Source organism: Flavobacterium crocinum, assembly GCF_003122385.1.
Lineage (GTDB): Bacteria > Bacteroidota > Bacteroidia > Flavobacteriales > Flavobacteriaceae > Flavobacterium > Flavobacterium crocinum.
The window spans coordinates 4,601,609-4,624,258 of sequence record NZ_CP029255.1 but is presented as its reverse complement, the minus strand read 5'-3'; the positions used below and the strand labels follow the sequence as shown (position 1 = coordinate 4,624,258).

Here is a 22,650-nt window from a genome sequence, read left to right as displayed (position 1 = left end):
ATACCGCCTATTAAATGGAGAATATTACCGTTATTATAATGCTACTTTTTGGTGTAGCATTTTTAAGCCTTATTAGTAAAAGATATAATTTTCCAATACCTATTGTTTTAGTGCTTTGCGGTGTAATTATCAGCGCCGTGCCGGGGCTTCCTGTAATTGCGCTGAGTCCCGAAATTGTGTTTATTATCTTTCTGCCGCCACTTTTGTATCATGCAGCATGGCATACCAGCTGGTCGGATTTTAAACAATCAATTCGTCCGATTACATTAGCTGCTGTTGGGTTGGTATTTTTTACTACAGGATTGGTTGCCGTTGTGGCGCATTGGCTCATAGATGATATTTCCTGGCCGTTAGCCTTTTTGCTTGGCGCTATTGTTTCGCCTCCGGATGCAGTTTCAGCAACAGCTATTACAAAAGGTTTAGGATTAAATCCAAGATTGATTGCCATTTTAGAAGGAGAAAGTTTGCTTAATGACGCGAGTGGCCTTGTTGCTTACAAATACGCTTTAACAGCCATAACAGCCGGGAATTTTGTTTTGTGGCAGGCTGGGTTGAATTTTGTTTTAATGTCTGTTATAGGGATCGCAATTGGTCTGGCTATTGGTTTTGTAATGTACTATATTCATAAAAGATTTGTTTGCGATGATATTATCGAGGTGACTTTAACGCTGCTTACTCCGTTTTCAGCTTATTTATTAGCGGAACACTTTCATGGTTCAGGAGTTTTGGCAGTAGTAACTACGGGACTTTTTCTGGCGGCAAGATCGGGCACTATTTTTTCTCATGAAAGCCGGATTATGACCAATACTATTTGGGATGTTCTGAATAATATTTTAAACGGTTTAATCTTCATTTTAATCGGATTGCAGTTAAGGCAGATTATGGAAGGAATTGGCAGTTACTCAGGAACTTCTTTATTTTTATGGGGAGCCGTTATTAGTGTAGTCGTAATTCTTGTTCGCTTTTTATGGGTTGTGCCTGCAACAATGTTGCCTAGGATGTTTAGTAAAAAGATTCGTCAAAAAGAAGAATTTGATTATCGCAATATGATTGTTTTCGGATGGTCGGGAATGCGTGGTGTCGTTTCTATGGCTGCTGCTTTGGCGCTTCCGCTAATGTTAAACAAAACAGAAGAATTTCCACTTCGTAACCTGATCATTTATCTGGTTTTTTGTGTGATATTGTCCACTTTGGTTATTCAGGGACTTACGCTTCCATGGCTGATTAAAAAGCTTAAAATTGAACGTTACTCTATTTTAGCAGAAGAATATGATATTCGTAATAAAATTGTTTCTGAAACGATTACGCATATTGAAGATAATTTTTCTTTATTGGATGATGAATTACTGCATAACATAAAAAGTAAATACGAAGTAAAATTTAACCGTTTGCAAAAGACGGAACTTCCAGCTAACTTTTTTGGAAACGGAAAAGTATTAGGCGGACAAATTTTTAACGAGTTTACGAGAGTCCAAATTGACCTTTTGAATGTCGAGCGTAATAATTTGGAAAGTATGCATAAAAAAGGATCTGTAAACGAAGAAATTTTCAGAAAAATAGAAAAGGAACTCGATCTGGAAGAAACCCGTTTATGGATGGAAATGTATGAAGAATAAATATTTAAAATTCCAATAAATTAAATTCCAAGTTAAACTATAATAGGAGTACACGTGCAGTTTGTCATTCTGAGGAACGAAGAATCTTCGCAAGTAACTCCACAAAGTTAAAAAAAGCTCATTCAAAGTTTAAAACTTTGAATGAGCTTTTTTTAATTAAACAGGAATCTTAACATCACTTATTGCTAAGTTAGCACTTGCCTGAGCCATTATTTTAGAAGTATTTTTATTGATTACTTCTGCTTTAATATTGATAATTGTTTTTCCCAATTTTGCCAAAGTAGTTTTTACGATAACAGTTTGCGATTCAAATGCAGGATTAAAATAATCGATGTACAGGTTGATTGTTGGATAGAACTTTTCAAGACCTAAAACCATGAAATTAACGCCAATACAATCGTCTATCATTCCTGCTGTAACCCCGCCATGAAGCATTCCAACCGGATTTGTCATTTCTTTTCTGACTTCAAACTCGAATTCTACATTTTCTTTTTCAACAGCAATTACTTTTCCATTTAGCCAATGTGCAAAAGGAGAAGGACTTCCTGTAAAATGTTTTCCGATATAACTTTGTAAAAACTCTAATCTTTTGTTGTCCATTTTAATTGATTTTAAATGTATAGAACTATATAATTTGGTTCGCTTGATATTATTGAATAAATTTGCTTGCATTTTGCAAGTACAAAGATATTGATTACTTGCAAAATGCAAGTTATTTTTAATGGTATTTTTATGGCGAGTTCAAAAAAGAGATCAGAATGTCCGATCAGTACTTCTTTAGAAATATGGGGAGATAAATGGTCATTGTTGATAATAAGGGATTTAACTTTTAAAAAGCAATGTACTTATGGTGATTTTTTAAAGTCAGAAGAAAAAATTGCAACCAATATCCTGGCCAGCCGACTTTTGGTTTTGGAAGAAAATGGTATAATCACAAAATTGCAGCATCCAGAAAGTAAAGCAAAAGTGCTGTATCAATTGACAGAAAAAGGAATTGAATTGTTTCCTGTTTTAGTGGAAATTAGTTTGTGGGCTGAGAAATATTATGAGATTCCGAAAGTAAGAGAAAACCTCATAGCTAAAGCTAAAAATAACAAAGCAGAGTTTATAGAAAAGGGAATGAAAAAACTGAAAGAAGGCTTGAATTAGAAGTTATGAGTTAAAAGTTAAAAGTTAAAAGATCATAAATAGGGTATTGATTTAATCTCGCAAAGTCGCTAAGTTTTTTAATGAAGTAACCATATAGTTTTTCATTTTCGACTGAAAGGAGAAATCACACTCACATGTCGGCAAAGATTGTCGAAATAGTATGCGGAATTTCTAGTGTGATTTCTCCTTTCAGTCGAAATGACAAGATTGAGGATAATTCTATGAAATGGTAAAAACTTTGCGTCTTAGCGACTTTGCGAGATTAAATCATTTCATAAAGAAAGCTAGAAACTTAAGCATAACTCATAACTCATAACTCATAACTCATAACTCATAACTTTTCCCCTTAAATAACTCCCATTTTCTGCATCAAAAACGTAGCGCTTTTGTTTTTACAAATGCCATTTCTAAGTTTATAATCGAAGTGTAATTCGTTGTTTTGAATCTCTACTTCGAAACATTGATTCGTCAAAATTTCGGGATATTCGTTGGTTGTTAAGCAAACTTCTATGTCATGTGTTGCGATAGCACCAATCGCTTTTTTCGAAATAATCTTCTTAACTACTTCAATTGTTCCGTTTCTTTTATCGTCGGAATTTGTTCCTCTTAAAATCTCATCTAATAAAACAAAAGCAGGCTGATTTTCAAGCTCATCCATGATCTGTTTTAAACGTTTAATTTCAGCAAAAAAGTAAGATTCGCTATCCGATAAAGAATCTGATAATCGCATTGAAACTAATACTGGAAGTGGATGTATTTTAGCTTCTGATGCACAAACAACTGAGCCAATTCCACCAAGCACCATATTGATTCCTAAGCTTCTTAAAAAGGTACTTTTTCCAGACATATTAGAACCCGTCAGAATTACGAAAGAAAGCGGATAAAAATTAGTATCATTTCCAATTCTTGTAGCAGGATTTAAGAGCGGGTGGCTTAAGTTTTTAAATTCAATTTTATATTCAGAATTGATTTCCGGAAAAACAAAATCAACATTATTGTAAGCTAAATTGGCAAGACTGTTTAAAGCTTCGATTTCGCCAATAATAGAAATCCAGTGATCAATTTCTGAAGAATAGTTTTCTTTCCATTTTAAAAGCGCTTTTAAAACGTGCAGATTAAATAAAAACGTTCCGTTGAATAAAAGTGCGGTAACAAAATTATTTATAGTGTCCATTCTTGAAAACAATTCAGAAAGCTGTTTCAAATGCAGACTTGCCTTTGTGTTTTTATAAATAAGTTGTTCCTGCAAACCAATTAGCTTTTTAGACTGAAAAGATTCGTTCTCAATTTTTTCAATCAATAAACTATATTGTTTGATGATTTTATCAATATTATCTGCTTTGGCTATCTCGGATTTAATTCTTTTAGTGGCCGCTCCCAAGACAATTAAATTCCCGATAAAAATATAAGTCAGATACGAAAGGATGATAATTTTTGAAGTAATAAAATAAGCCGTTAGGAATCCAATAAATAATGTTGGAAGTATAATTGAAAGTGCAATTAAAACTTTAGGTAAGGCGTTATTTCTAAATGAAGACCAATGTTTTATTGCTTCATAAGATTGTTTTGAATCTTCACTTATAATTCCAAAAGCCTGAAATTCCTGTCTCCATTCCAGTTTGTTTTTTAATTCATTGATGGCTTCCTGATTTTTTAAAATTTCAGTTTCAGAAAGTGTATGCAATAAAAGGTTAGCAAGTGTTTTTTTTCCAATAAATGTTGCTGTTCGATTTAGGTTTTGAAATAAAGAATGTTCTCCAAAAATATCTAAATCGTAGGCATATGGATGATGAAAATCGATAAACTCTGTTCCGTTTTCAAAAGGTGTTTTTTCTCTTTTTAAAAAAGTAATTTCGTTTCTATTAATTTTTAAAAGCGTATCGGCAAGCAGTTTCTGAAACGATAATCGCGAATGTATTTTCATTAAAAAAATAAAACCAGCAAAAGATAAAACAGCCAGAATAACACAAAGTATTTCATCTGTTTTGATGTATTGAAACATAAAAAACAATAAGAGAAAAATACTTAATAACCTCAAAAGGCTTATGCTGTTGTATTTTTTGTTGGTTTTATAATATTGTTCCGAATAGATTTCGACTTTGTCCTGATATGCTTTCATTGTATTATTTTACTGAAATACAAATATAGCTTTTAAGAGACAAAATCGGTCGATATTCAGCTTTAATCTTCGTGCATAATCAGTACAGGAATAGAAACTTCTTTTGATATTTTTTTACTGAAACTGGAATCAAAAAGACTTTCAAAGAATGATCTTTTATGTGTAATAGTAGTCAGAATATCAATGTCTTTGTAAAGGATAAAATCTGTTATAGTATCTTTTACATCATCACTTGGTAAAACTAAAAATTCGACATTTTCATCTGCAAATTCTTTTTCCCATTCTTTAATCGTAGCATCAGCAACATCAGAATTAGAAGTTTTTACATATAAACTTTTGACTTTAGCATCTGTTTTTTTTGCGATTTTCAGAATTTTTTTAAGTTCCTTTTTATCTTTTTCGCGGTAACGCGTTGTAAAACCAATTGTTTTTACCTTTTTATATTTGGCATCGATTGGAACACAAAGAACAGGAACTTCAACACCTGAAATTACGGAGCTGGTATTAGATCCGGTAAAGAATTTCGTCCAGTCTGAAACGCCATTGGTACCCATAATTACAAAATCGACTTTGTCTTCTTCTACTGCATTTTTAAGATTATAGATAAGATCGCCATCCATTAAGCGGTGTTTAATCACAATATCATCTAATTTTCGTTCAGAGGCGATAGCACGCAGTTTGGGAATTTCATCTTTGAACATTTCAAATTTTGCCAATTCAATCGAACTGTATATAGAAGCATAATTCTCTGGAAAGAACTGGCTGTCGTAAACAGGAATCTCAAATGTATGAAGCAAGATCAATTCGGCTTTTACAACTTTAGCAAATTCTAAAGCATGGACAAATGCGTTTGTAGCAGCATCAGAGAAATCGGTAGGGAAAAGTATCTTTTTCATTTTATTGAGTATTAAGGTTTATCTCTCAAATTTACTCATTATTGACAAAAAATAACCTGATAATTATCAGTATTTTAACACTTAATAATTTGTTAATATTCTTTAATTTAAAAGTTTTTGAGATTAACTTAAAGGAAAGTTTGTCCTTACTAAATTTGGGCTTTTTTTGTACCTTTGCTGCATGATAAATCAAGATTCTATAGTTGCTTTGGCTACACCTTCTGGAGCCGGAGCCATTGCCATAATTCGAATTTCCGGAGCCGAAGCCATTAGCATTGGGAATTCGGTTTTTAAATCTATCAAAAACAAAGATTTAACGAAACAGAAAACACATACACTTCATTTAGGACACATTATTGACGGAACAAAAACGTTGGACGAAGTCCTCGTTTCTGTGTTTAAAGGTCCAAATTCTTACACAGGAGAAGACACGATTGAAATTTCTTGTCACGGATCAACTTATATTCAGCAGCAGATTATTCAGTTATTACTGAGAAAAGGCTGTAGAATGGCTGATGCTGGTGAATTTACACTTCGTGCTTTCTTAAACGGAAAGTTGGATTTGTCTCAGGCAGAAGCGGTTGCCGATTTGATTTCGTCTGATAATGAAGCTTCTCACCAAATTGCCATGCAGCAAATGCGAGGCGGATTCAGTAATGAAATTGCAAAACTTCGTGAAGAGCTTTTAAACTTTGCTTCTTTAATCGAATTAGAATTGGATTTTGCAGAAGAAGACGTAGAATTTGCTGACAGAACTCAGTTTCATGAATTATTGAACAGAATCGAATTTGTTTTAAAAAGATTAATCGATTCGTTTGCAGTTGGAAATGTAATTAAAAATGGAATTCCGGTCGCCATTGTTGGAGAGCCCAATGTTGGAAAATCGACTTTGCTGAATGCTTTATTGAACGAAGAAAGAGCAATCGTTTCTGATATTGCGGGAACAACCCGTGATACAATAGAAGATGAATTGGTTATCGGCGGAATCGGTTTTAGATTTATTGATACTGCCGGAATTCGCGACACCAAAGATGTTGTAGAAAGTATAGGAATCAAAAAAACATTCGAAAAAATAGACCAAGCACAAGTTGTAATTTATTTATTCGACGGATTGAAATTCCAGGCTTCAAGTTCTGATTTTGTTTCAGAAATTGAACAAATAAAGAATAAATATCCGTTGAAACCATTGCTTATTGTAGTGAATAAAAAAGATATTTTATCTACAGATGAAGTGCAAAATATCACCAGTAAACTGGAAAACCTTAATGCAAAACTTTTATTGATTTCTGCGAAAGAAAAAATAGGAGTAGAGGATTTAAAAAATGAATTATTATCGTTTGTGAATACAGGTGCACTTCGTAATAACGAAACAATTGTAACCAATACAAGACATTACGATTCGTTATTGAAAGCTTTAGATGAAATTCAAAAGGTAAAATTCGGTTTAGAATCTGGCCTTTCGAGTGATCTTATGGCCTTGGATATTCGTGAAGCTCTTTACCAATTTGGATTGATAACAGGTCAGGTTTCTAATGATGAATTGTTGGGGAATATATTTGCAAATTTTTGCATCGGCAAGTAGAAGGAGCAAAGAAACGCAAAGAAAAAAATACGAAAAGAGCTAAAATGTTGGTAATTAACATTTTGGCTCTTTTTTTATTGAAGTGTTTTTTTGAATATTTGGGTGTTGTTTTGCTAAAATTTGTACCTCATTTGTACCTCGGTTTTCGAGGTACAAACTTTGTGACAAAAAGGGATGAATTATGACACACTTGGGCATTTTTAAAGGTTTTATATAATGTTAATTTCTGATAAAGAAGTTAGCAAAAACATTTAAAACAAACACATCGTTTGTTATGTGTCCAAAGATATTTCTAAAGAATATATCAGGGAAAAATCTATTTGGGACATGATAGCGGCAGTTTAAAGAGCTTTTAAGTAATGTAGGAAACCTAAATTTTAAAATTATGAGTTCAAACATTAGGATTACCAAAGTCTGCCAGTTCTGTAATAATGAATTTACGGCAAAAACAATCAAAACAAAATTCTGCTCCCTTGCCTGCGGGAGTAAGAGCTACAAAAAAAGGAGAAGGAAAAATAAAAAAGAGGCAGCAAGACTGCAAAGGGAATCGATTAATAATGCTGAGATGCTACGGCTGGGAAAACTTGAGTTTCTCAGCATAGATGAGGCCAGCATTTTTATCGGAATAAGCAGGAGAACGCTTTACAGGGCAATTTCAAGAAAAGAACTTACAGTAGGAAAGTTAGGCTCCAGAACTTTTATTGGAAGAGAATTTATCGACCAGTTTGTTGAGGATTTGCAGAATGGCCTTAAGCCAAATAGCTCAGAAGCTGGAAAATTTCCTGGAATTGAAAAATGTTATTCCATGTCCGAAGCGCAGATAAAATTTAATGTTTCCCCTTCGGCACTGTATGGAATACTGAAGAGACAGGAAATCGTAAAATATAAATCTGGCAAGTTTGTATATGTTGCCAAGAGCGATTTAGATTCATTATTTAATACGGAGTGCCATGAGTAAAAGTATTGTAACAATTAGAAAAAAAGCTATTTCTCAGGGAAGAATGTCGCTTTATTTAGATTTTTATCCTCCTGTATGGAATGTGGAATCAAATGATTATACGAGACGCGAATTTCTAAAAATTTACGTATATCAAAAACCAGCTGACCAGTACCAGAAAATCGCCAATACAGAAAGTCTACATACAGCGGAGCTCATTCGTGCGCGCAGACAGAATGAAATAAACAAAAGTGAAATTTATTCTGCATTTGAAAAAGAGCAGCTTGTAATTCAGGCAGTCGGGAATGAATCTTTTCTGCAGTATTATAAAAAATTAGGAGAGAAAAAGATTGGAAACAATTTATCAATCTGGGGCTGTGCTATTTTCCATTTTGAGGCTTTCTTAAAAGGAAACGATTTGTTATTTAAGGATGTGACTGTTTCTTTAATTGAAGATTACAGGGATTATCTTTTGAAAGCTAAAAGTTTGAGAAAGAATAAAAAACAGCTGTCACGCAATACAGCTCTTTCTTATTACAATAAAATAAAAACTACACTGAAAGCGGCATATAAAGAAGATAAATTGAAAACAGATATTAATGCAAAGATAGGATCGATAAAAGAAATGGAATCCCAAAGGAATTTTATGACTCTAGAGGAAACCCGACGATTGTTTGCAACCCCTTGTCCAAATTTGACTGTACGTAAGATTTCAATGTTTTCTGTTCTTACAGGTGTACGATATTCCGATATTGCGAAGCTGACCTGGTCAGAATTGCACTATATTAAGGATGACGGCCACTATATCATTTTCAGGCAGAAGAAAACGGAAGGCACTGCGTCCATACCGATCTCTGATGAAGCTTTTGAGCTTTTGGGAAAGAGAAGAGGAGAGAATGAAAAGGTGTTTAAAGACTTAAATAAGTGGGATGTTGACCGTGCGCTCCCTGTATGGGTGGCATTATCAGGTATTAATAAGCATATTACCTTCCACTGCTTTAGACATACTTATGCTACACTGCAGCTGACTGCAGGAACAGATATTTTTACTATTTCAAAAATGCTGGGACATAAGAGCGTTAAGACAACACAGATATATGCCAAAGTAATTGATCAGAAGAAAAGGGATGCAGCAAATAAGATTTCTTTGCTGTAAATAAATCTTGTTTTTTTATTTTTAGAATTTTAAAGAAACACCTCATTTAATGAGGTGTTTTTATATTATTATAAAACAAATGGATAATGGTTGGTCTGTTCTTTAGAAATGAACCGTTAATTTTGAATGATCTGTTTTTAACATTTGAGAAAATAAGGGGTAAGTCCAAAATTATTATATTTGATTTTAAATTTTCATACCATCTTAAACAAATCTTTGGCAATGGATAAAGCAATACAACTTAGAGTGAGAAAAGATTTGGATGCACGCCAGCAGCTCACTGTTATAAAACTTAAAGGAAGCCTGATTTCAAAGGGGTATACCGAGATTATTCATATCCTCGACCAGGATGAGGAGTTTCATATCAATACTTTTGAAACTTCTTCCGACAAGCAAAACGAAGTGCAGCAATATATCACCGCTTTTATAAATCAGGAAAATCTTTTGGATACTATTACTATCAAGTAAAGTATTGTTCTAGGTATTTATTTCTTCTTCCATTGTATCTTCTTCCGAAATAGTTTCTTCATCTGCAAGAGTCTGTCCAGCTGGAATGGTCTGTGGGGCAGCTGTACGTTTTATAAGGAGATATAAATCCCTCAAATGCCACCATGCAGGGCATCGGTCTATCGGTCCGTTAAAGTTTCTGATGGTGCTGTAGCAGCTTCTCAGGAAAACCTGCGTATCGGTAATGTTTGCCCATTCTGTCAATCTTACTTCCTTTGGGGGCGGATTGTTCTCAAAGTAGCGCTTTATTTCTTCATGATTCATGCCGCAAAAATACTTCAAAAGATCACATATAGCAAAGCTGGAATCGGTCTTAAGATACATTTTTAGCAGTGTTTTGCGTATGGTTTCTGCACCGTTTTGATGTCCAAATGCTTGCATGAACCATACAAATGCTTTTTTTTATTCTTCCATTATGCTGAGGGCTTTCTTTTTGATATTAGGGAGTGCCGAGCCATTTTCGGATGTGAGCGCGGTGGGATGTAAATACCGTTTAATTCCATCACAAAGGTCGGTCAGGTCGGTCGGGGGCGCTGCAAAAAATTCCCCCATAAATGCAGGACATCCGTCCTGCTTTATTGCGTTGCTTTCTGCGCTTGCTCCCTTCTGCCCGAGGGCGGTGCTAAAATTAATCTTTAACTATTTAGCATCATGGAAACACAAGAAAACAGCAGCTGGAAAACCGTTTGTGAAATCGATCTGGTTTATAGAACAAAAGTAAAAAGCTCCGACAGGCCAAAGATCACTTCCTCAAGATCTGCCTACGCAATACTGATGGAATGCTGGGATCCCGGCAAGATCGAATTCCTGGAGCAGTTCAAAGTACTGTTGCTTAATCAGGCCAATAAAGTGCTGGGCATATATGAAGCATCTTCCGGAGGCATTGCAGGCACTGTTGTAGACATCAGATTGCTGTTTGCAGCCGCCCTTAAAACTGGTGCTGTAGGCATCATCATAACCCATAACCATCCGTCCGGAAATACAATGCCTTCAGAAGCAGATAAGATTCTCACCAGAAAGATTTTACATGCAGGGGAACTGCTGGATATCAAGTTGCTGGATCATCTGATTGTTACCAGCGAAAGCTATTATTCCTTTACCGATGAAGGCGTTTTGTAGCGCCTTTATTCAGGGATTCGTTTTTAATGTATAAATTAGGTCTGCCTAAGTGTTAGCCGCATACATTTGTCTAAAATTTAGGTATGTTATAATGTTTTTAAAAAGTATCAGGGCGGTTTATTAAAAATTTGAAAAACAAACTTTTCAATACAGGCTGATCTCGGGACAAGGCAGTGTAAGTTTTGTTAACCGGGTATTTGAAGGATAAGGGTGAGTGTTTGATGATCATCCTGTCAGGGGTAGCTCTTAACAATGATGTTTACGTCTTTTAAAACAAGGAAGGATAATATTATGGATGTAAAAAAAAAGTACCAAAAGTTTGACCGTATCTTTAAAGAGAATGCGGTCAAGATAAGTTATGAAAAAAACAGTGTCAAAGCTTTTGCCGAAGAGCTGGGAATTAGGGGGAACCTGATTTGGAGATGGAGGAAAGAATACGAAAATTTTGGACATGGCAGTTTCAGGGGCGTAGGTTATGACAGGGTGCATCCTGATAAAAAAGAAGTATTTGATCTGGAGAAAAACGTAAAGGAATCAGAACTCCGATTTGAGATTTTAAAAAAGGCCGCTTCTTATCTTTACAGGGGAAATTTAATCCTCTACCATTTCATAAAAGAGAACGAACAGAATTATTCGATACTGAAAATGTGCGAAGTCTTAGAAGTTGGCTACGGCAGATATCACAGATGGAAGAAGGACGGAATTTCTGAAAAACAGCAACAGATAGCCCTTTTGAAAGAGGATTTAAAAAAAATATTTTTCCGGTTTAATAAACATTACGGAAGAAATAAGCTGACCAAGGAATTACAAAGTCTGGGATATGTGATTTGCATGAGACAGGTATCCTTTTATATGAGAGAGCTGGGATTACGTCGCATTAAAAAAAGAAAAACAAAAATTACAACGGAATCCGGACACAATTACTATATCGCGCCAAACGTGTTGAACCGAAATTTTAAAGTACAGGCCCACTCACAGGCTTGGGCATCCGATATTACCTACCTGCCTACTGTAGAAGGTTTTTTATATTTGACCATCATCATTGATCTGTATGACCGGAAAATAATTGGATGGAATCTTGGGACCCGGCTGGACAGTAAAAATACAACGCTGCCCACCCTCCGTATGGCGGTGGCCGGGCGCAATGCTGGTAAAGGACTGATATTTCATTCCGACAGGGGCGTGCAGTATGCCAACAGAGCTTTTACCAGATTGCTTGCCGAATATAAATTTACCAGAAGTATGAGCCGGAAAGGATGCAGCTGCGACAACGCAATTTCAGAAAGTTTTTTCAGCTCGCTGAAAAGGGAATTAAGAGAAGGCAACAGCAGGCTGCTGACCAGAAAACAGCTGCAGGCTGAAATATTTGAATTCATTGAAAACTGGTATAATGTCAAAAGGATTCATACAGCCCTGAACTATAAGACCATTGAGCAATTTAATGAAGAATATTATTTGAAAGGTAGTCTTTAATAATGAAACAGAAAAACAATTTGCTGGACCATAACGCTGAAATACTTCTTTTGGAAAAAAAGATAAAAAAATCCGAGCTGAAATTTGAAATTCTAAAAAATGCCGGTCCTTGCATTATTCAGGGGAAATACGAGATTTTTGATTTCATCCTTAAAAATGAATTTCAGTATTCCATCCGATTAATGACAGAAGTCTTAAGCGTGGACAGGAGGGAATACCATAGATGGAAAATAAATCCCCTAAATGAAACAAAGAAGAAAAAGATTGTAATGTACAATGAAATAACCGCAGTTTTTTGGGCCTTCCAAAAAAGATATGGAAGCGACAGGATTGCGGCAGTACTTCAGCATTCCGGACATAAGCTGTCAGGAAGAACAGTACGGAAATATATGAGTGAAATGGGATTGTCTGCCAAGGGGAAAAACAAATAAGGACCTATTACAATTTTACTTGAGAGTTTTTTCCCGGAGGAGGATAGTTTTATGAATTTTTTAATATTGAAAAAGAAAAAGGGCCATTTGAAATCTGCATTTTTTGTACTTTAAATTATTTTAACCTTGTAATTATCTGGTCAATGGCTATTGCAAACACGGTGTCCTTAATTTCCAGATCAGCAGGAAATCCAAATGACATCATACCTATTACTTTCTGGTTGGAAATTAACGGGCCACCGGACATACCTCTATTGCCTTTAAATGAAGGCTGAATTACTTTTACATCAGTTAATTTGACATCGGTCGCATTAATGGAAATATTTCTGATTTCGACGATCCGGCCTGAAGCATCTGATTTGCTTTTCTCCAAATTATAACCGTCAATTACAAGAGTATCATTTTCCCAGTGTGCATCTGTCACCGGCATACTGTTTAAATGTCCGAAACTCTGAACCACCTCATCCGGTTTAGCTTTGTCTTGGGATATTAATAAATCACACTTTACAATTTCTGGCAGCCTAACCACGGTGGATTCTATGTCCTCCATACTCTGTAGATAGTCGGCTGAAAGTGGTATAATTAGTTTTGTTCCTCTTTTCAGCAGCCAGAACTGCACAAATTTATATCCGGGATTTGGAATGAAATTACTTCTGTTAAGGATATGATTTGCCAGAAGAACCGTTGAGTCGTTTATTAAAAAGCCTGTACCGCAGATTCCTCCTGTTACCAGCATTTCTCCAGGCTCATTGTATGAGAATTTGACAACTGCAAAAACGGAATTGTCCAGATGGACCTGAGCTTTAATGTTTAAATAAAACACTAAAATTAGGGATGTTAAATACGTCTTCACTTTTTTTGATTTTAAAATGGCTTGTATTTTACTTATTTACAGTGTTTTATGAAACTTTGTGCGTACGTAAAAGTACGTTTATTTTCTTTACGGAAAAAGAAAAATCTTATTTGAATTCCTTATCGATGCAAAACATTTATACCGTTTCCTTGTGTTGTTTTCTGCCCGGCCACAGCGGCTGAAGAAATCATGAAAAGCCGGCGATTTTGAGCCGGCAGTTTTCATTTTTAGTGTTTTTTTTGTTCTGCCAGATCTGAAAGTTTCTGGATCAGTTCGGTCAGGCCGGCCCTCTGGAGACATTCCTCAAAGAGCTGCCTGATCTCGTTTGTATTTTCCTTTGGAATACTCTTGAGCAGTAGTGGGAGACTGCCCTCATTTTCAGTACTGCCGCGCTCAATCATGTAATGGAGCAGCAGCACATTTTTTCGTGAAATCTTCATGTCCATCCTCACCATTTCGTTCATTCCGGGACTGCTCATAATAGTATCGAACACCCTCAATGCATAATCTTCTGTCATCATAATTTCAACGTTTTAAATTAATAATCAACTCTTTCAAAGATACGCGGAAGCTTTAAAAACATCCCGTTCAAAATATGGACGGGATGGGTGCAATCCGAAAGGCTTTTCTACTTTCGTCCGGGAATCGCTTTAAGATATTCTTTTGCACAGGATGTTTGATAGGTGTTTACAGGACTGCCTCGTTCCTGCAGTCGGCCAGATGTCCGTTTGTTAAACAAACGCATCCGGCTGCCCTGTCCTCGGAACTCGCGGCAGTGATCCTGAAAGGAAGAAATCCTGAAAAATCATGTTTAAGGAAATGAAAGGGAAAGACAATGGAGAAAGAGAATTTAAATCGAAACCGTATTGCGGCGGTGCGTTTTACCGCGGCTGAATACAATCTGCTTGTAAAAAGATTTAAGGCAACCACCTGCCGTCAGATGAGCGAATACCTCAGGAAATGTCTTTTAAACAGACCTAGTACGGTCAATTACAGAAATGAATCCATGGATGAGATAATGCTTGAAATTATCCGTCTGCGAAAAGATTTAAACGGTATTGCAAACAATTTCAACCAGGCTGTTAAAAAACTGCATACCCTCAGACAAATCCCGGAGTTCAGTAACTGGATTACCGATACTGAGAACCAGCGAAGTGAACTGCTGGGAAAAGTGGAAATCATCCAGCATTGTATTGAGAAAGCAGCTGGAAAATGGTTGCAGTAATTAAGACCGGCCACTCGGTCAGAAGCATCTTCACTTACAACGAAAACAAGGTAAAGGGGGGAAAGGCCCAGTGCATCGGAGAAGGGAATTATCCTATGGATGTTTCGCGCATGAACCAGTCGTTAAAACTCAACAGGTTGCTGAACCAGAATGCACTTAATGGCAATGTGAAGCGAGGCAGCGTGCACATCTCTTTAAACTTTCATCCGTCGGAAAATTATCCCGCTGAAAAACTCATGGAGATTGCCCACAGCTATATGGAGAGAATAGGTTTCGGGCAGCAGCCCTATCTGGTCTATCAGCATCATGATGCTGGGCATCCGCACATCCATATCGTGTCGATAAAGGTCAGACCGGACGGCTCGAGAATTGACATGCAGAACATCGGTCGGAACCAGTCCGAGAAGGCCAGGAAAGAGATTGAAAAAGACTTCAGGCTGGTGCGCGCCGAAGATGCAGAAAAGCAAGTTTTTTCTGCGCTGAAACCAATTCCGGTTACCAAGGCGCAGTACGGGAAAATGGAATCCAAAAAGGCCATGTCAAATGTGCTTCAGACGGTTATTTCAGCTTATAAATATACCTCTCTTGCAGAGCTCAATGCGGTGCTGCAGCTCTACAATATAAAGGCAGACAGGGGCAGCGAGGAATCCAGAATTTTTAAGGCTGGGGGATTGGTTTATTGTATAATAGGCCGAAATGGAAAACCGGTCGGCGTTCCCATCAAAGCGAGTGACTTTTCAATGCGCCCGACACTGTCTTTTTTGGAACGAAAATTTGTACTGAACAATACCGAAAGAGCCTTTGAAAAAAAGAGAATCAGAAGCGCAGTGGATAGTGTTCTTTTTGGTAAGAACATCAGTCTGGAAAAATTGGTTTCAATGCTTGAAAAGCAGGGAATCAATACAGTGCTGCGAAAGAGTGATGCAGGTCTGTTGTATGGTCTTACCTATGTGGATCATGTCACCAGATGTGTGTTTAACGGCAGTGCTCTGGGAAGAAATTACAGTGCCAAAGCAGTACTGGAAAGATGCGCGGCAGGATCGGAAAAAGAAAAGATTCCGGGCAATAGAGAGGTGCTGCAGAAAGCCCAGGATAGTGATTTCGAAGAGTATTTGCAGGGAAGGGGTCAGGAGATCAATACCAAAGGACTCGAAGAGCTGATGAAGCCCGAATGGCAGGGTGATTATGTGCTAGGAAAGTTTAAGGCCAGAAGAAAGAAAAGAAAAAGAAAAGGACGCCCGGATCTGAAATGATGGGGCACGGACAACGGTAAAATTTGACAGCTATGCAGACGGGAGAGAATGAACAGGCGCTGAGAAAAATACTCGATATGACAAGACTGATGAGCATCATAATTCTGATGCTTCATTTTTATTATTACTGCTATGGGGCATTCCGGTTTTGGGAACTGACGGGAGCTTTCGGGGACAAGATTCTGGTTTCGGTTTATAAGACAGGATTATTTGAAAGTTTTCATATTTCGAAACTTTTGGCGCTGGGACTTCTGGCGGTTTCCCTGCTAGGAGCAAAAGGCAGAAAGGATGAGAAGATGCAGTTTGAAACAGCTGTATATTATTTGGTTTCAGGGCTGGTTTTTTATTTTTTGAGCGGTCTGATTCTGTTTTTCGGAGGTGCGGTTTTGGTCTGCGCGCTGCTGTATATGGCGCTGACAGTTTTGGGATTCCTGCTGGTGCTTTCGGGAGGAACGCTGCTCTCGCGCATCATCAAAGAGAGACTGGCAGCAGGTGATATATTCAACAGCGAGAACGAGACCTTTCCTCAGGAAGAGCGGCTCTTGGAAAACGAGTATTCCATCAACCTGCCGGCGAGTTATTATCTTAAAAAGAAGCTTCGTCTGAGCTGGATCAATATCATCAATCCCTTCCGCGGGCTCTTGGTGCTGGGCAGCCCCGGTTCGGGCAAATCCTACTTTGTGATACGGCACGTGATCACCCAGCACATCGCCAAAGGCTTCAGTATGTTTGTCTATGATTTCAAGTACGATGACCTTTCCAAAATCGTCTACAATACCTTTGAGAAATACAGGCATGTCTATACCGTGATGCCAAAATGCTACTTCATCAATTTTGATACTATCATGCACCGCTGCAATCCATTGGATCCGCAGAGCATGGAGGATATTACCGATGCCTCTGAATCGGCGCGCACCATCTTATTGGGTTTGAATCGCGAGTGGATCAAAAAACAGGGGGACTTTTTTGTGGAGTCGCCCATCAATTTTCTGTCGGCGGTAATATGGTATCTCAGAAGATACAATAACGGGGAGTTCTGCACCCTGCCGCATGTCATCGAGCTCATGCAGGCGGATTATGACAGCCTCTTTACCCTGCTGCGCACCGATAAAGAAATTGAGGTGCTCATCAATCCCTTTATCAATGCCTATCTCAATGACGCCATGGAGCAGCTGGAGGGGCAGATCGCCTCAGCTAAAATTGCCATGGCAAGGCTTTCTTCGCCCCAGCTGTATTATGTCTTGTCGGGAAATGATTTTACGCTCGACATCAATAATCCCCTTGAACCCAAGATTGTCTGCATGGGAAACAATCCCCAGAAGATACAGATCTACGGAGCCGTATTATCCCTTTACGTGAACCGTCTGGTCAAACTGGTCAACAAAAAAGGGAAGCTCAAATCCAGCCTTATTTTTGATGAGTTCCCGACCATTTACCTCAACAATATGGACAGCCTGATTGCCACGGCAAGAAGCAATAAAGTGGCCACCTGCCTGGGGATACAGGACTTCAGCCAGCTCCGAAAAGACTACGGGCGGGAGCAGGCCGATGTGATCATGAACATTACCGGGAACATCATCTCAGGACAGGTTACGGGGGACACTGCCAAGCAGCTCTCAGAACGTTTCGGGAAGATCATGCAGGACCGTGAAAGCATATCAATCAACAGCTCCGATACTTCGGTCAGTCGTTCCAGACAGCTCGAAGCGGCAGTTCCTCCATCGAAGATTTCATCTTTAAGTTCGGGCGAATTTGCAGGGATGACAGCCGATGATCCTGACTGTAAAATTGATCTGAAAATGTTTCATTCCCAGATTGTAAACGATCATGAAGCGCTTAGAAAAGAGGAGGAAGGCTATACTGAAATACCTGCTGTGCGAAAATTAGATAATGCCATGATACAGCAGAACTATATGCAGATCAAGCAGGATGTGCAGGATATTATTTATACTGAAATGGAGAGGCTTTTTCAGGATCCTGCGTTAAAACATTTGATTGTCAAAAAATGAGAGTTTGGTGCCTTACTTAATAAGCTGGAATTGAGCAGGCGTGTCCGCTCAGCACTGAAATTAATTGCATAAAATCCTGTTATGCACTTTAAGCATCCCTTTAGTTGTGATGACACTTCTGTCGGCATCGGAATCCAAAAAGATAAGACCCTGACTATCCAGCTGGATCAGGGTTTCCAATACAGCTGCCTGGTTTTCCTTTTCAGTTGCCGTAATCTCACCAGATAGAATAGAGCTGCCATCATTTGGAATGATCAATTGCGTTAGCTCTTCCAGAGAACAGCTCATGTCGTATCGGGAGGAAAGAATCTGGAGTATTTTTGATGTGATAGATGAGGTTTCCATGTTTATCTATATACGGGAAATCGCATCCTGCGGTTTTTCTTAAGCAGCTGTTCTTTCTTAGATGTTCTCTCTCATTTTTTTTGATTGCTTTTAATTGTTGAAGATTTCTTTCGTTTGATTTTAGCCGGTGAGGGATGTGATGACTTGGGCAGGGAAATGTTTTTGGATAAAATCTTTTTTAAGAAAAATGCCTTATCAGTAGGATTATACCTGATCTGATAAAGCATCTTTTTGAAACAGAAAAAACAAGTATGGGTTTTTGCAGCGATAATTCATTTTTTAGAATTCGTAAGGCTTCGTGTCTTCTGAATCTCTGGCAATTGGGACTCCCTGCGGATCCAATATCATGGCTTCCTGAATATTTGTCTTGTGAAGCGTCGATCCGCTGGCTATCATCTTATAGCCGTTTTCATATTCAGTGTAATAACCGGAAGGAAATGAGGGATGACCGTCCGGGAGAATCACTCTGGTTTCATGCTGGAATCCCCATGAGATTACTCTCTTGTTTAAAATGTATTTTTCAAAAGCTTCGCTGAAAAGTGCTGTCATGATGCTGTTTTCAATTATTATTACTGGGAAATCAGATGCAGATAATCTGTCATGGGCTTAATTTCCAAAAATGGAGCTGCCTCTAAGGTCCAATGTCTGCATCATCACATCGGTGCCGCTCAGATTTGCCATAAGTGTCAGCTTCTCCCTCATTTCTGTACTGTAATCGGACAGGTACAAGGTTATCGAAGGCGCGGAGAATCCTTCATCTTCCGTATTAAGCGTTACATAGCCTTTCTCCCCGCTGGTCAGGCCGAGCATTGTTTTTTTTATCTGTGACCAGTACATTTTGGTTTCATATTTTTCCCCATCGTTTCTACTTTCCGCCCTGATAAAACTCTCGGTCATTTCCACTGTGAAATCCTTGCTGCTGTAGCCGCTCGGGTTGATCATGGTAATGTATTTTTTGTGCTTGTTAAGCCATTTCAGTGTTTCAGGCTTGTTCTGTGCGGTTAAGGCGCTTGTGAGGAGGATCGAGAATAAAATGGTAAAAAGGGATTTCATAATTTTGGATTTTAGAAAGTTAATGGATGTTTTTAGTTTTGTTATTTAGTTTTTCGGAAAGTAATGCTTCTGCTGATACCAAGGCAGCGGATTACGGATATTTTTTAAAATCGACAAAAAAGGTACAGTTGGGAAAGACAGCCTCAAGTTCGATGACATGTTCCAAAATCTTATCCGAATCCAATTCAGAAAAGGATCCGTCTTCCAATTCCCTTACGGAAGAAACATATATTTCTTTTAATTTTTTTAACTGGTCGAGAGCCTTCAGATCCTCCAGTATGATGCCGGTTCTCCAGATATCAAGATACTCCAGATCAACGAGAGCGTTGAGATAGGGAAGGGAATCCTTGGTTATTTGGGGATGTTTCATTACGGTAAGGCTTTTCAACTGCTTTATCTTTGAAATATGTTTTAATCCTTCATCGGTCACTGCGGTCTCTTTAAGATAGATCGAATGGATAATTTTTATCCTGCCTGTAAGTATTTCAAAATACTCATCATTATAGTCGCTGTTGTCCACGCCTGATATGCCGGATATTTCCTCTGGAATGCCTTTTGAATCGTTTATCTGTCCGAAATGCCACCAGAATTGTTTTTCGATGCCTTTTAGCTTCATAATGATCTGCTGTTGTCTGTTAGCTGGGATATGCCTTGCATTATTTTGGTTTTCCGCCGCATGCTGCCTTTAGTTGTTTAAAACTCTCAAGGGCTTTTGGGTTAGAGGTTTTTAATGGAATGCTCTGTTTTACTTCATGCAACAGGGTACCGTCCGGATATTCCCTAATTATGCTTTTCCCCCCAGTTGTAAAATTTATCACATTGTATCCGTTTTCTGATCTGGCCATCGTGATTTTATCAATTCCGGAAAGGAGGATCCTGACGGTATATCGTTCTGTTTTGTTTTCTTTTTTTATAAAAACGGGATAACTCATCACGCAGTCTTTGAATTCGATCTGGTAGATGCTTATCTGTGATTTTTTTGTTTCTATGCCGTAGGTAATATGTTTGTAGCTCAAGTCGTCCGAGATGTCTTTTTGAAGGGCTTCTTTTGACTGTGCCTGAGCTAAACCCGACAATACCAGAATTAAAGGCAAAAAAAATCGCTTGATTTCTAAATCCATATATAATGCTGAATTTAACTTTTGGCAGGTTATTAGGTTACAATTGTTATTCTTTATGTGTTTCAGCCGGTAGATTTGTTTTTAAATAAATGTTTTCAAGCTTGAGATGATCTGTGTGGATCCTGATAAATTATCGTTTTTACGGGATGTTTTATTTTTTTTCGGGCCATATAAAATCAATCTTGGGCGGCGTTGCAAAATCAGCAGGATCTGCAGCCACCATCGCTTCCAGGGATTTTTTGCAGTCTTCTAAAGATTTTGCTTTTATGGAACTCTTTATATTTGATTTACAGTTCCAGCCAGATGCTTTTTTTTCATAAGAAAAGATAATTACCACTTCATTATTCTCCACCAGAATTGTTTTGGATTCTTTTTTAGGGTCACTCGCCAGACCAGAGTTAAATTGACTTCTCCTGTGTTCATATTCCTTGTACGAAGTTACTGGCGCGGTAATGTATTCGTAATCACCGCAAAAGCCTCGTTTAGTGTTTTCATAAATACCCACAAAGAGAAATTGTTTGACATCCTGCGCGGCAAGGTTTACAGAAAATAACGCTATGATCATGATTGACAACAATGATTTCATAATTCCGATGTTTCGATTTAGTTCTGAAAAGGATCCTTGTTTTCTTCTATAGTGATTTCTTTTAATCTATCGAAAGCCTTAATGATGCTCTGTACTTTTTCTCTGGGAACGACAATTGTAAACCCATCTTTATCGTCAATGGTCAGATCCTTAATTTCATCGTAAAACGTGCCGGTTAGATGGTACTTAATTGTATTGACTGAGAATTTAATCCTTACATTGGAGTTTTCACCGCTTGAAAGTGACGATTGATATACTTCCAAGAGTTTTTCGAATCTGACATTGGTAAATTCGCGGTTATAATTTAATCCAATACTTGGTTCTATATTTTTCCAGGAAACTTTAGTGTCATTAATTTGAAACTCTAAATCTCTTCCTGCGTTACTTACCGTTTTTTGTATAAATTGTATGGTCTCTTCTTTGGTTGGTTTTTTGGCCTGGCCCTGTACGGTAGGCAACACTGCCGAAAGAAATAAAACAGTTATTAGTTTTTTCATTACCATTTAGTTTTTGATATACGTATACCCGCTTGCCTTGAAAGATTTTTTGTCATTACTCATAACAAAAATCGCTTCTCCGTCTTTTACTCTTGCGTTCGTTTCTGTTCTGTGGCGGTAATTAATCCCCTTCCAGGTATTGCCCTGGACATATTTTATCTCTCTGTATTTGAAGGCATAATGTGCAGTGCTTGCAGGCCAGCCGCTCTGTCCGACGGACATTACCAGTGCATTTCCTCCTTCCTCAAATGTTCCGGTTCCGGAAATGCTGATCATCATGCCGTCATTCCTGGTCCAGTTTCCGTCAAGATCTTTGGGACTGAAACCCTGTGCTTGGATCTGGCCGGTTCCAAGTACTGTAAGGATAAGAGTTAGTAGGATAAATGATTTTTTTGCGTGTTTTGTTAATGGTTTCATAGTTTTGGTATTTGGTTTTAGCTATTTTTTTATATTACCTGCTTCAGATGGCGCATAAAAGAGAATGTCCGCCGATGAAACTGAATCCTGCATGCCTTTCCAGTGCAAGTGTCATCAGCTGAAAAATCCGTTTTATATTATTTCAGTCCGTGCGGAACGCCGCAGCACGCCGCAAGTATTGGAAATTTTAAAAAGTAAAAAAAAATATGCTTTTCAGCACATGTGTTTTTTTATTAAATCCGGACTGAAGACATCTACAAAGTTAGATGATGCATAAAATAGAAAAAATACTCCAAAAGGAGTATT

The 22,650-nt window shown here is 37.7% G+C and carries 26 protein-coding genes; 12 read left to right on the top strand and 14 right to left on the bottom strand.

Features of this window, described 5'->3' with window-relative positions; genetic code table 11:
- The first annotated feature begins 14 nt into the window (after positions 1-14).
- Complete coding sequence (locus tag HYN56_RS20015; protein WP_109193804.1) at positions 15-1,616, top strand: Na+/H+ antiporter; 1,602 nt, start codon at positions 15-17, stop codon at positions 1,614-1,616.
- 156 nt (positions 1,617-1,772) lie between these two features.
- Here HYN56_RS20015 and HYN56_RS20010 read toward each other — a convergent pair whose 3' ends face one another.
- The gene (locus HYN56_RS20010; protein ID WP_167398335.1) at positions 1,773-2,216 is read right to left on the bottom strand and encodes a PaaI family thioesterase; all 444 of its coding nucleotides are present in this window, start codon (positions 2,214-2,216) and stop codon (positions 1,773-1,775) included.
- 132 nt (positions 2,217-2,348) lie between these two features.
- Here HYN56_RS20010 and HYN56_RS20005 point away from each other — a divergent pair, with 132 nt between their 5' ends.
- Positions 2,349-2,765 carry a winged helix-turn-helix transcriptional regulator gene (locus HYN56_RS20005; protein ID WP_109194880.1) on the top strand — a complete coding sequence of 139 codons (417 nt, stop codon included), beginning with the start codon at positions 2,349-2,351 and terminating at the stop codon, positions 2,763-2,765.
- 346 nt (positions 2,766-3,111) lie between these two features.
- On the opposite strand, the gene HYN56_RS20000 is transcribed toward HYN56_RS20005, so the two are convergent.
- Together HYN56_RS20000 and HYN56_RS19995 are read right to left on the bottom strand one after the other, a co-directional pair.
- Complete coding sequence (locus HYN56_RS20000) at positions 3,112-4,884, bottom strand: MutS-related protein (protein ID WP_109193802.1); 1,773 nt, start codon at positions 4,882-4,884, stop codon at positions 3,112-3,114.
- A gap of 62 nt (positions 4,885-4,946) precedes the next feature.
- Positions 4,947-5,780, bottom strand: coding sequence for a universal stress protein (locus HYN56_RS19995; protein WP_109193801.1), 834 nt, complete (start codon positions 5,778-5,780; stop codon positions 4,947-4,949).
- A 181-nt stretch (positions 5,781-5,961) separates the two neighbouring features.
- On the opposite strand from HYN56_RS19995, the gene mnmE reads away from it, so the two are divergent.
- The 4 genes from mnmE to HYN56_RS19970 all read left to right on the top strand — a co-directional run bounded on the left by mnmE (position 5,962) and on the right by HYN56_RS19970 (position 9,923).
- Positions 5,962-7,362, top strand: a complete 1,401-nt coding sequence (gene mnmE, locus HYN56_RS19990; protein ID WP_109193800.1) for a tRNA uridine-5-carboxymethylaminomethyl(34) synthesis GTPase MnmE — start codon at positions 5,962-5,964, stop codon at positions 7,360-7,362.
- Between the two features lie 385 nt (positions 7,363-7,747).
- Positions 7,748-8,320 carry a helix-turn-helix domain-containing protein gene (locus tag HYN56_RS19980; RefSeq protein ID WP_109193798.1) on the top strand — a complete coding sequence of 191 codons (573 nt, stop codon included), beginning with the start codon at positions 7,748-7,750 and terminating at the stop codon, positions 8,318-8,320.
- Positions 8,313-9,455, top strand: a complete 1,143-nt coding sequence (locus HYN56_RS19975) for a site-specific integrase (RefSeq protein ID WP_109193797.1) — start codon at positions 8,313-8,315, stop codon at positions 9,453-9,455. The genes HYN56_RS19980 and HYN56_RS19975 overlap by 8 nt, the downstream gene beginning before the upstream one ends.
- A 222-nt stretch (positions 9,456-9,677) precedes the next feature.
- Positions 9,678-9,923, top strand: coding sequence for a hypothetical protein (locus HYN56_RS19970; protein ID WP_109193796.1), 246 nt, complete (start codon positions 9,678-9,680; stop codon positions 9,921-9,923).
- A 9-nt stretch (positions 9,924-9,932) separates the two neighbouring features.
- Here HYN56_RS19970 and HYN56_RS19965 read toward each other — a convergent pair whose 3' ends face one another.
- Positions 9,933-10,343, bottom strand: a complete 411-nt coding sequence (locus HYN56_RS19965; protein WP_240622597.1) for a DUF6965 family protein — start codon at positions 10,341-10,343, stop codon at positions 9,933-9,935.
- A 270-nt stretch (positions 10,344-10,613) separates the two neighbouring features.
- On the opposite strand from HYN56_RS19965, the gene HYN56_RS19960 reads away from it, so the two are divergent.
- The 3 genes from HYN56_RS19960 to HYN56_RS19950 all read left to right on the top strand — a co-directional run bounded on the left by HYN56_RS19960 (position 10,614) and on the right by HYN56_RS19950 (position 12,985).
- A complete protein-coding gene (locus HYN56_RS19960) occupies positions 10,614-11,081 on the top strand; it encodes a JAB domain-containing protein (protein WP_109193795.1) in 468 nt (155 codons plus the stop codon).
- 291 nt (positions 11,082-11,372) lie between these two features.
- On the top strand, positions 11,373-12,554 hold the full coding sequence (locus HYN56_RS19955) for an IS3 family transposase (RefSeq protein WP_109193794.1): 1,182 nt from the start codon (positions 11,373-11,375) through the stop codon (positions 12,552-12,554).
- 2 nt (positions 12,555-12,556) lie between these two features.
- On the top strand, positions 12,557-12,985 hold the full coding sequence (locus tag HYN56_RS19950) for an IS3 family transposase (protein ID WP_109193793.1): 429 nt from the start codon (positions 12,557-12,559) through the stop codon (positions 12,983-12,985).
- A gap of 115 nt (positions 12,986-13,100) precedes the next feature.
- Here the strand turns inward: HYN56_RS19950 and HYN56_RS19945 are convergent, their stop codons facing one another.
- The gene (locus HYN56_RS19945; RefSeq protein ID WP_146194618.1) at positions 13,101-13,838 is read right to left on the bottom strand and encodes a hypothetical protein; all 738 of its coding nucleotides are present in this window, start codon (positions 13,836-13,838) and stop codon (positions 13,101-13,103) included.
- Between the two features lie 227 nt (positions 13,839-14,065).
- Positions 14,066-14,359, bottom strand: coding sequence for a hypothetical protein (locus tag HYN56_RS19940; RefSeq protein ID WP_109193791.1), 294 nt, complete (start codon positions 14,357-14,359; stop codon positions 14,066-14,068).
- 314 nt (positions 14,360-14,673) lie between these two features.
- On the opposite strand from HYN56_RS19940, the gene HYN56_RS19935 reads away from it, so the two are divergent.
- From HYN56_RS19935 to mobC, 3 genes are read left to right on the top strand one after another with little or no spacing between them, the layout of a single operon-like run.
- On the top strand, positions 14,674-15,063 hold the full coding sequence (locus HYN56_RS19935) for a plasmid mobilization protein (protein WP_109193790.1): 390 nt from the start codon (positions 14,674-14,676) through the stop codon (positions 15,061-15,063).
- Positions 15,051-16,316, top strand: coding sequence for a relaxase/mobilization nuclease domain-containing protein (locus tag HYN56_RS19930; RefSeq protein ID WP_109193789.1), 1,266 nt, complete (start codon positions 15,051-15,053; stop codon positions 16,314-16,316). Before HYN56_RS19935 ends, HYN56_RS19930 begins: the two co-directional genes overlap by 13 nt.
- A 32-nt stretch (positions 16,317-16,348) precedes the next feature.
- Complete coding sequence (gene mobC / locus HYN56_RS19925; protein WP_109193788.1) at positions 16,349-18,325, top strand: conjugal transfer protein MobC; 1,977 nt, start codon at positions 16,349-16,351, stop codon at positions 18,323-18,325.
- 60 nt (positions 18,326-18,385) lie between these two features.
- Here mobC and HYN56_RS19920 read toward each other — a convergent pair whose 3' ends face one another.
- The 8 genes from HYN56_RS19920 to HYN56_RS19885 form a co-directional block, all read right to left on the bottom strand.
- Positions 18,386-18,670, bottom strand: a complete 285-nt coding sequence (locus HYN56_RS19920) for a hypothetical protein (RefSeq protein ID WP_146194617.1) — start codon at positions 18,668-18,670, stop codon at positions 18,386-18,388.
- Positions 18,671-18,949: 279 nt separating this feature from the next.
- Positions 18,950-19,219 carry a hypothetical protein gene (locus HYN56_RS19915; RefSeq protein WP_109193786.1) on the bottom strand — a complete coding sequence of 90 codons (270 nt, stop codon included), beginning with the start codon at positions 19,217-19,219 and terminating at the stop codon, positions 18,950-18,952.
- 57 nt (positions 19,220-19,276) lie between these two features.
- A complete protein-coding gene (locus HYN56_RS19910; RefSeq protein WP_109193785.1) occupies positions 19,277-19,723 on the bottom strand; it encodes a hypothetical protein in 447 nt (148 codons plus the stop codon).
- Between the two features lie 91 nt (positions 19,724-19,814).
- Positions 19,815-20,339 (bottom strand): hypothetical protein, encoded by a 525-nt coding sequence (locus tag HYN56_RS19905; RefSeq protein ID WP_109193784.1) that lies wholly within the window; start codon positions 20,337-20,339, stop codon positions 19,815-19,817.
- A 40-nt stretch (positions 20,340-20,379) separates the two neighbouring features.
- A complete protein-coding gene (locus HYN56_RS19900) occupies positions 20,380-20,844 on the bottom strand; it encodes a hypothetical protein (protein WP_109193783.1) in 465 nt (154 codons plus the stop codon).
- 151 nt (positions 20,845-20,995) lie between these two features.
- The gene (locus HYN56_RS19895) at positions 20,996-21,430 is read right to left on the bottom strand and encodes a hypothetical protein (RefSeq protein ID WP_109193782.1); all 435 of its coding nucleotides are present in this window, start codon (positions 21,428-21,430) and stop codon (positions 20,996-20,998) included.
- Between the two features lie 17 nt (positions 21,431-21,447).
- The gene (locus HYN56_RS19890) at positions 21,448-21,927 is read right to left on the bottom strand and encodes a hypothetical protein (protein ID WP_146194616.1); all 480 of its coding nucleotides are present in this window, start codon (positions 21,925-21,927) and stop codon (positions 21,448-21,450) included.
- A 6-nt stretch (positions 21,928-21,933) separates the two neighbouring features.
- Positions 21,934-22,344, bottom strand: a complete 411-nt coding sequence (locus HYN56_RS19885) for a hypothetical protein (protein WP_109193780.1) — start codon at positions 22,342-22,344, stop codon at positions 21,934-21,936.
- Positions 22,345-22,650: the final 306 nt, after the last annotated feature.

What these genes read in the sequence shown, in the direction of transcription:
- HYN56_RS20015 (WP_109193804.1), top strand. Translation starts at nt 15, where the DNA reads ATGGAGAATATTACCGTTATTATAATGCTACTTTTTGGTGTAGCATTT.
- HYN56_RS19915 (WP_109193786.1), bottom strand. Translation starts at nt 19,219, where the DNA reads ATGACAGCACTTTTCAGCGAAGCTTTTGAAAAATACATTTTAAACAAG.
- HYN56_RS19890 (WP_146194616.1), bottom strand. Translation starts at nt 21,927, where the DNA reads ATGAAAAAACTAATAACTGTTTTATTTCTTTCGGCAGTGTTGCCTACC.
- HYN56_RS20005 (WP_109194880.1), top strand. Translation starts at nt 2,349, where the DNA reads ATGGCGAGTTCAAAAAAGAGATCAGAATGTCCGATCAGTACTTCTTTA.
- HYN56_RS19975 (WP_109193797.1), top strand. Translation starts at nt 8,313, where the DNA reads ATGAGTAAAAGTATTGTAACAATTAGAAAAAAAGCTATTTCTCAGGGA.
- HYN56_RS19885 (WP_109193780.1), bottom strand. Translation starts at nt 22,344, where the DNA reads ATGAAACCATTAACAAAACACGCAAAAAAATCATTTATCCTACTAACT.
- HYN56_RS19995 (WP_109193801.1), bottom strand. Translation starts at nt 5,780, where the DNA reads ATGAAAAAGATACTTTTCCCTACCGATTTCTCTGATGCTGCTACAAAC.
- HYN56_RS19920 (WP_146194617.1), bottom strand. Translation starts at nt 18,670, where the DNA reads ATGGAAACCTCATCTATCACATCAAAAATACTCCAGATTCTTTCCTCC.
- HYN56_RS20000 (WP_109193802.1), bottom strand. Translation starts at nt 4,884, where the DNA reads ATGAAAGCATATCAGGACAAAGTCGAAATCTATTCGGAACAATATTAT.
- mnmE (WP_109193800.1), top strand. Translation starts at nt 5,962, where the DNA reads ATGATAAATCAAGATTCTATAGTTGCTTTGGCTACACCTTCTGGAGCC.
- HYN56_RS19905 (WP_109193784.1), bottom strand. Translation starts at nt 20,339, where the DNA reads ATGAAGCTAAAAGGCATCGAAAAACAATTCTGGTGGCATTTCGGACAG.
- HYN56_RS19900 (WP_109193783.1), bottom strand. Translation starts at nt 20,844, where the DNA reads ATGGATTTAGAAATCAAGCGATTTTTTTTGCCTTTAATTCTGGTATTG.
- HYN56_RS19895 (WP_109193782.1), bottom strand. Translation starts at nt 21,430, where the DNA reads ATGAAATCATTGTTGTCAATCATGATCATAGCGTTATTTTCTGTAAAC.
- HYN56_RS20010 (WP_167398335.1), bottom strand. Translation starts at nt 2,216, where the DNA reads ATGGACAACAAAAGATTAGAGTTTTTACAAAGTTATATCGGAAAACAT.
- HYN56_RS19980 (WP_109193798.1), top strand. Translation starts at nt 7,748, where the DNA reads ATGAGTTCAAACATTAGGATTACCAAAGTCTGCCAGTTCTGTAATAAT.
- mobC (WP_109193788.1), top strand. Translation starts at nt 16,349, where the DNA reads ATGCAGACGGGAGAGAATGAACAGGCGCTGAGAAAAATACTCGATATG.
- HYN56_RS19930 (WP_109193789.1), top strand. Translation starts at nt 15,051, where the DNA reads ATGGTTGCAGTAATTAAGACCGGCCACTCGGTCAGAAGCATCTTCACT.
- HYN56_RS19910 (WP_109193785.1), bottom strand. Translation starts at nt 19,723, where the DNA reads ATGAAATCCCTTTTTACCATTTTATTCTCGATCCTCCTCACAAGCGCC.
- HYN56_RS19940 (WP_109193791.1), bottom strand. Translation starts at nt 14,359, where the DNA reads ATGATGACAGAAGATTATGCATTGAGGGTGTTCGATACTATTATGAGC.
- HYN56_RS19970 (WP_109193796.1), top strand. Translation starts at nt 9,678, where the DNA reads ATGGATAAAGCAATACAACTTAGAGTGAGAAAAGATTTGGATGCACGC.
- HYN56_RS19955 (WP_109193794.1), top strand. Translation starts at nt 11,373, where the DNA reads ATGGATGTAAAAAAAAAGTACCAAAAGTTTGACCGTATCTTTAAAGAG.
- HYN56_RS19950 (WP_109193793.1), top strand. Translation starts at nt 12,557, where the DNA reads ATGAAACAGAAAAACAATTTGCTGGACCATAACGCTGAAATACTTCTT.
- HYN56_RS19965 (WP_240622597.1), bottom strand. Translation starts at nt 10,343, where the DNA reads ATGCAAGCATTTGGACATCAAAACGGTGCAGAAACCATACGCAAAACA.
- HYN56_RS19935 (WP_109193790.1), top strand. Translation starts at nt 14,674, where the DNA reads ATGGAGAAAGAGAATTTAAATCGAAACCGTATTGCGGCGGTGCGTTTT.
- HYN56_RS19960 (WP_109193795.1), top strand. Translation starts at nt 10,614, where the DNA reads ATGGAAACACAAGAAAACAGCAGCTGGAAAACCGTTTGTGAAATCGAT.